The organism is Microbacterium sp. B24, assembly GCF_000333415.1.
In the GTDB taxonomy this organism is placed as follows: domain Bacteria; phylum Actinomycetota; class Actinomycetes; order Actinomycetales; family Microbacteriaceae; genus Microbacterium.
The window spans coordinates 1-5,812 of the sequence record NZ_BADB01000043.1; the positions used below are offsets into that span (position 1 = coordinate 1).

Below are 5,812 nucleotides of genomic sequence, written 5' to 3' on the forward strand. Positions count from 1 at the left end.
AGCTCGGTCCCGGGGATCCTCTAGAGTCCGAGCGCGCTGGTCGGCTCGTCGGCGACGACGAGGCCGGCACCGCTCAGCACGGCCAGCGCGATGGCGGCCCGCTGCGCCTGGCCGCCCGACAGCTCGGCGGGGCGGCGGCGACGAAGACGCGGATCCCCGAGGCCCACCCGGGCCAGCGCGTCGCCCGCGCGCGTACGATCCGCACCGGTCACGACCCGCAGCTGACGGCCCAGTCGGATCAGCGGATGGAACGCCTCGATGCCGCGCTGGGGCACGAAGCCGACGCGCTCGAGGCCGGGGGCGTCACGGCGCCCGGTCAGAGTGAGACCGTCCAGCAGCCGCGCAGCCAGAACCGACAGCAGGAGGCTCTTGCCCGCACCCGATGGCCCGCGCACGACGATGCGTTCACCGGCGGCCACCTCCAGGCGAGGGACCTCTAGCAGCGGAGTCGTCTCGTCGGCGGCGCGGACGCGCACGTCGGCAAGAGTGAGCACGGAGCCTCCATCGCGGTGATCGGGCCATCGCGAGTGCAGCCCTGGTACTGATAATCATTATCGCAAAGGCGCCACGCAGAGGCAAATCCCCCGCAGACGGCGTGACGCTGTGCGGGAGCGAGAGGTCAGCCGATGAGCTCGGAGAGCTCGAACCAGCGCTCCTCCAGCGCAGCGATCTCTGCCTCGAGCTCGCCGATCGCGCGCATCTTCTCGCCCAGTCCCGCATAGTCGGACTGGTCGTGGTCGGCAAGGGCGGTGCGGGCGGCATCCACCTGGGCCGTCAGTTTCTGGATCCGCCGCTCCGCCGCCGCCAGCTCCTTCTGCGCCGCGCGGAGGTCGGCACCGGCCAACGCCGGACCACCGTCACCCTCCGACGTCGCCGCGACGGGCGCCGCCGGCTGATCGCGCTGGGCGGCGCGGAGCCTCAGGTACTCGTCGATTCCTCCCGGCAGGTGCCGGAGGCGCCCGCTCATCACGGCGTACTGCTGATCGGTGACCCGCTCGAGGAAATAGCGGTCGTGGCTGACCACCAGGAGCGTCCCCGCCCACGAATCGAGAAGATCCTCGATCGCGGCCAGCATGTCGGTGTCCAGGTCGTTGGTCGGCTCGTCGAGGATCAGCACGTTGGGCTGATCGAGCAGGATCAGCAGCAGCTGCAGCCGACGCTGCTGACCACCGGACAGATCCTTCACGGGCGTCGACAGCTGCGCCGAGCTGAAGCCCATGCGCTCCAGCAGCTGGCCCGGCGTGAGTTCGGCCGCCTTGGAGCCCGTCCCGATCGTGTAGCTCGTGCGCAGGCCCGAGATGACCACGCGCACCGGATCGTCCAGGTACTGGTCGAGCTCGTCCATCCGCTGCGTGAGCGTCGCGACCTTCACGGTCTTTCCGCGCTTGACCCGACCGTGGGTGGGCTCGACCGTGCCGGCGATGAGCCCGAGGAGCGTGGACTTGCCGGCACCGTTGACCCCGAGGATGCCGGTGCGCTCCCCCGGCGCGATGCGCCACTCGACGTCCCGCAGCACCTGTCGATCGCCGTAGCTCACGCCGGCGTCGAGCAGGTCGACGACGTCCTTGCCCAACCGGGACACGGCGAGCGACTGCAACTGCACCTTGTCGCGGATCTCGGGGACGTCGGCGATGAGTTCATTGGCCGCCTCGATGCGGAACCGCGGCTTGCTGGTGCGCGCCGGCGCGCCGCGGCGCAGCCACGCGAGCTCTTTACGAGCGAGGTTCTGTCGACGCTGCTCGATCACGGCCGACTGGCGGTCGCGCTCGACGCGCTGCAGCACGTAGGCCGCGTAGCCGCCCTCGAACGGCTCGACGATGCGGTCGTGCACCTCCCACGTCTTGGTGCAGACCTCGTCCAGGAACCATCGATCGTGGGTGACGACCAGGAGCGCACCCTGGGATGCCGACCAGCGGCGTTTGAGGTGCGCGGCGAGCCAGGCCACCGCTTCGACATCGAGGTGGTTCGTGGGCTCGTCGAGCGCCAGCACGTCCCAGTCTCCGACGAGCAGGTGCGCGAGCGCGACCCGTCGCCGCTGCCCTCCGGAGAGTCCGGCGACCGGCCCGTCCCAGTCGAGATCACCCACGAGGCCCGCGATCACGTCGCGCACCCCGGCATCCCCGGCCCAGTCGTGCTCGGCGCGGTCGCCGACGACGCTCTGCGCGATGGTCAACGTGTCATCGAGCGTGTCGCCCTGATCGAGCACGCCCACGCGCACGCCGCCGCGCACCGTCACGCGCCCGGCATCCGGCGCGAGGCGGCCGGCCAGCATGGCCATGAGGGATGACTTGCCGTCGCCGTTACGACCGACGATGCCGATGCGGTCGCCCTCGTCGACGCCGAGCGAGACGCGGTCGAACACGACCTTCGTGGGGAATTCCAGGTGGAGGCCTTCGGCCCCGAGCAGATGCGCCATATCGGTTCCAGGCTACGCGAGCGGGCGGACGGCCGATGGCCCCGTTCCCAGCGTGGGCATCGGATCTTCGTATCGCCGTCATAGGCTGGAGCTTTCGCCCTCTCTTCTCGTGGGCGGAGAAACCGTCGCACATCAGAAACCGGAGAGATGACATGAACACGAAGAACGTCACCCGCATCGGCGGGATCGCCGCAGCCCTCAGCCTCACGGCCGCGCTCACCGCCTGCGCGGGCGGGCAGAGCGTCGCCGACGCCTGCAGCATTGCGAAGACCGAGATCGAGACGGCGACCTCGAGCATCACGAGCGACCTCAACGCGTCGATGAGCCAGGCGACCTCGGGTGAGAAGGTCGACTTCTCGTCGCTCTTCCAGCCGGTTCTGGACGGACTCTCCTCTGCGGAGTCGAAGGTCACCAATGAGCAGGTCAAGGCCCCGCTGAGCGCATTCGCCGACGAGTACCGCAACTTCGCCGCGATCTTCGCCGACTTCGAGATGCCCAACCTGAAGAACATCGATCCGAGCGACGAGGCCGCCATGCAGAAGCTGCAGGAGGCTCAGGCCAAGGCCGAGGAGATCTCCACGAAGGGCCAGGAATCCTCGACGAAGCTGACCGCCGAGGCCAAGAAGCTGCAGGAGGTCTGCGGCAGCTGAGACCTCTCACCAGGCGGGGCCCGGATCCGACACCGGTCCGGGCCCCGCGTGGATCCAGGGCTCAGTACCAGAAGCTCAGACGCGGCGGCACCGTCGAGGCGAACAGTCGCGCCAGTCGCGCCGGGTCATCGGCGACCAGACGTCCCGCTCGCGCGAGCGTGACGGCCGAGACTCCGCCGAGCAGCATCGCCGACAGCCCGGCCACCCCGATCGTGGCCGTGGGAATGCCGACCGGCGGTTCGTCCACGATGTCGACCGCAGCGACGCCGTCGGCATCCGCCGTCAGCACGAACGTGCCGGCGGCGACGCCGAGTGGGTCGGCGATCTGCAGCGTCACCGCGTCGGCGACGTCGTAGGTGCGCGCGGACAGCGCGGCCGGCACGTCGAGGATCCGCGTGTAGTGGTGGTCGCGCACGGTGACCGTCGCGGCGCGCTGATCGGCGATCATCCACCACAGCGGTTCGTCGACCGACAGCTCGCCCGCGCGTACCGTGCCGATGAGGTCCATCGTCAGCAGGAAGCGCCACAGACCGGCGTACGCCTCGTCCGTCGCCGCGACCAGCAGCAGGACATCCACGGTCGAGGCCACGAAGTCGTGCTCGTTCTCGGTCACCTTGTACAGCGCGACGCCGTCGACCTCCCCCGCCACGGAGCGGTACTGGACCACGCGGAGCTCCTCGGCCTTCTCGGCGTCGGGCCTGATGCCGAAGAAGCGCTCCCAGTGCCCGCCGGGCATCTCGATCTCACCGGGCGTCTGCGTGCGCACGCGCTCGTGCAGCGCCGCGGCGATGTCGCGCCCCTGCGCGCGGGTGACGAAGTCGATGCGTCCCGGCGCCTCGGGCCCCACCCAGCGCGCCCGACGTGCGTCGATCGTCCACTGCGCGGCAAGTGCGGCCGGCGCGAAGCCGAAGCGGCCGTAGATCGTCGACTCGCTCACGGTGAGGATCGCGACGGGAAGCCCGCGCTCGACGGCGGTGCGCAACTCCCCCGTCATCACGGAGCGCAGGATGCCACGGCGACGGTGGGTGGGAGCGACGGTGACCGAGCTGATCGCGCACGCGGGAACGGTACCGCCCGGAAGCGTGAGCTCCGCCGCCCACGACGCGAACGTCGCGACCGGAACGTCGGGCTGCGGGGCGGTGTCGTCGAACACGCCGATCTTGCGCCGATACGCCGTGTGCGCGAAGAAGGCGTCGCGCTGCACATCGGTGCGCTCACCGCCCAGGAAGCCGCGGGAGACGGCTTCCAACCAGGGGTCGGTCTCGGTGCGCAGCGCATCGTCGACTCGGCGCACGCCGAGCCCGCGTCCATCGAGCTCGTCGGTCATCGTGCGGTCCAGCGATGCATCGTGGTGGGAGCGGTGATCGGACATGCGGGTCTCCATTCGTGCGGACGGTCTGCGGTGAGGCTCGGCCTGGTGGTGCGGGGCGTTCTCAGGCGCTGATGACACGCGCGCCCGGGACGGGTCCGTGCACGTGCAGCACACGCGATCCGGGAGCCGCCGACGCGGCGAGTTCGGACGCCAGCGCCGCCGCTCCGCGCTCGTCGGCGGCGAGGAAGGCGACAGTGGGTCCCGAACCCGAGACGAGCCCGGCCAGAGCGCCCGCGCGATGACCGCCGCGCAGCGTCGCGGCCAGCGAGGGCCGCAGCGAGAGGGCGGCCTCTTGCAGGTCGTTGTGGACGGCGACCGCGAGCGCGGCGGGATCGCCCGCACGCAGCGCCTGCATCACGACAGGGTCGGCGGCGGGCACCCCGTGCGCGGGCGCGATGTCGGGCAGGGCTCTCAAACGGTCCAGTTCCCGATACACCGCCGGCGTCGACAGTCCGTCCGCGCTCGTCACGAGGACCCAGTCGAAGCGACCCCGTGCCAGCGCGGGGGCCAGCTCGTCGCCGCGACCCGTGCCGATCGCCGTCCCCCCGAGCACTGCGAAGGGCACATCTGCGCCCAGGGGCGCCGCCAGCTCCTGAAGTTCGAGAGTCGTGAGTCCCCCGCCGAGCAGCTCGTTGACGGCGACGAGAGCGGCCGCGGCATCCGCCGACCCGCCCCCCATCCCGCCGGCGACGGGCACGCCCTTGTGGATGTCGAGGTGGATGCCGCCGCGCCACCCGAGCCGCTCGGCGACGCGCCGCGCGGCGCGGACGGCGAGGTTGGACTCGTCGAGCGGCACCCCCGACACGTCCAGGTCGCCGGTGACCGCCAGCGTGAAGTCGTCCGCCACCTGGGCCCAGACGTCTTCGTAGGCGGACACCGCCTGATACACCGACGCCACGTCGTGGTAGCCGTCGGGCTGGGCGTCACCGACGTCGAAGGCGATGTTGATCTTGCCGGGCGCACGCACGTGCACCCGGCGACCCGCCACCGCAGCGGTCGTCACGAAGCGTCCGCCCAGACCTCGCCGATGCCGGCGGAGATGACGTCGATGCGCTCCAGCTCTTCCGCGTCGAACGCGGGGCCGTTCACGGCCGCGAGGTTCTCGTCGAGCTGCTGCGTGCGCGAGGCGCCGATGAGCGCCGAGGCCACGACGCCGTCGCGCAGCACCCACTGCAGCGCGAGCTGAGCGAGGCTCTGTCCGCGCTCGCGGGCGATCACGTTCAGCGCGCGCAGGCCCTCCAGCGCAGTGTCCGTGAGACGACGGCCCGGCAGCGACGAGCGCTCCTGCGATCGCGCCGAGGTCCCGTCGCCCAGATAGCGATCGGTGAGTAGCCCCTGCGCGAGCGGCACGAAAGCGATCGCACCCATCCCCTC

General features: G+C 71.0%; 6 protein-coding genes. 1 reads left to right on the forward strand and 5 read right to left on the reverse strand.

The window, feature by feature from the left end:
- Positions 1–20: 20 nt before the first annotated feature.
- Positions 21–494, reverse strand: a complete 474-nt coding sequence (locus tag I5I_RS00940) for an ATP-binding cassette domain-containing protein (protein ID WP_051039409.1) — start codon at positions 492–494, stop codon at positions 21–23.
- Positions 495–619: 125 nt separating this feature from the next.
- The gene (locus I5I_RS00945; RefSeq protein WP_036315268.1) at positions 620–2,416 is read right to left on the reverse strand and encodes an ABC-F family ATP-binding cassette domain-containing protein; all 1,797 of its coding nucleotides are present in this window, start codon (positions 2,414–2,416) and stop codon (positions 620–622) included.
- A 152-nt stretch (positions 2,417–2,568) separates the two neighbouring features.
- On the opposite strand from I5I_RS00945, the gene I5I_RS00950 reads away from it, so the two are divergent.
- On the forward strand, positions 2,569–3,066 hold the full coding sequence (locus I5I_RS00950) for a hypothetical protein (RefSeq protein WP_036315271.1): 498 nt from the start codon (positions 2,569–2,571) through the stop codon (positions 3,064–3,066).
- Between the two features lie 61 nt (positions 3,067–3,127).
- On the opposite strand, the gene I5I_RS00955 is transcribed toward I5I_RS00950, so the two are convergent.
- From I5I_RS00955 to I5I_RS00965, 3 genes are all read right to left on the reverse strand, one after another.
- Positions 3,128–4,438 (reverse strand): GNAT family N-acetyltransferase, encoded by a 1,311-nt coding sequence (locus I5I_RS00955; protein WP_036315274.1) that lies wholly within the window; start codon positions 4,436–4,438, stop codon positions 3,128–3,130.
- A gap of 61 nt (positions 4,439–4,499) precedes the next feature.
- Positions 4,500–5,441, reverse strand: a complete 942-nt coding sequence (locus tag I5I_RS00960; RefSeq protein ID WP_036315277.1) for a 4-(cytidine 5'-diphospho)-2-C-methyl-D-erythritol kinase — start codon at positions 5,439–5,441, stop codon at positions 4,500–4,502.
- Positions 5,438–5,812: aldo/keto reductase (locus I5I_RS00965; RefSeq protein ID WP_036315283.1), on the reverse strand; the 375-nt coding region annotated here is incomplete at its 5' end. The genes I5I_RS00960 and I5I_RS00965, both read right to left, overlap by 4 nt.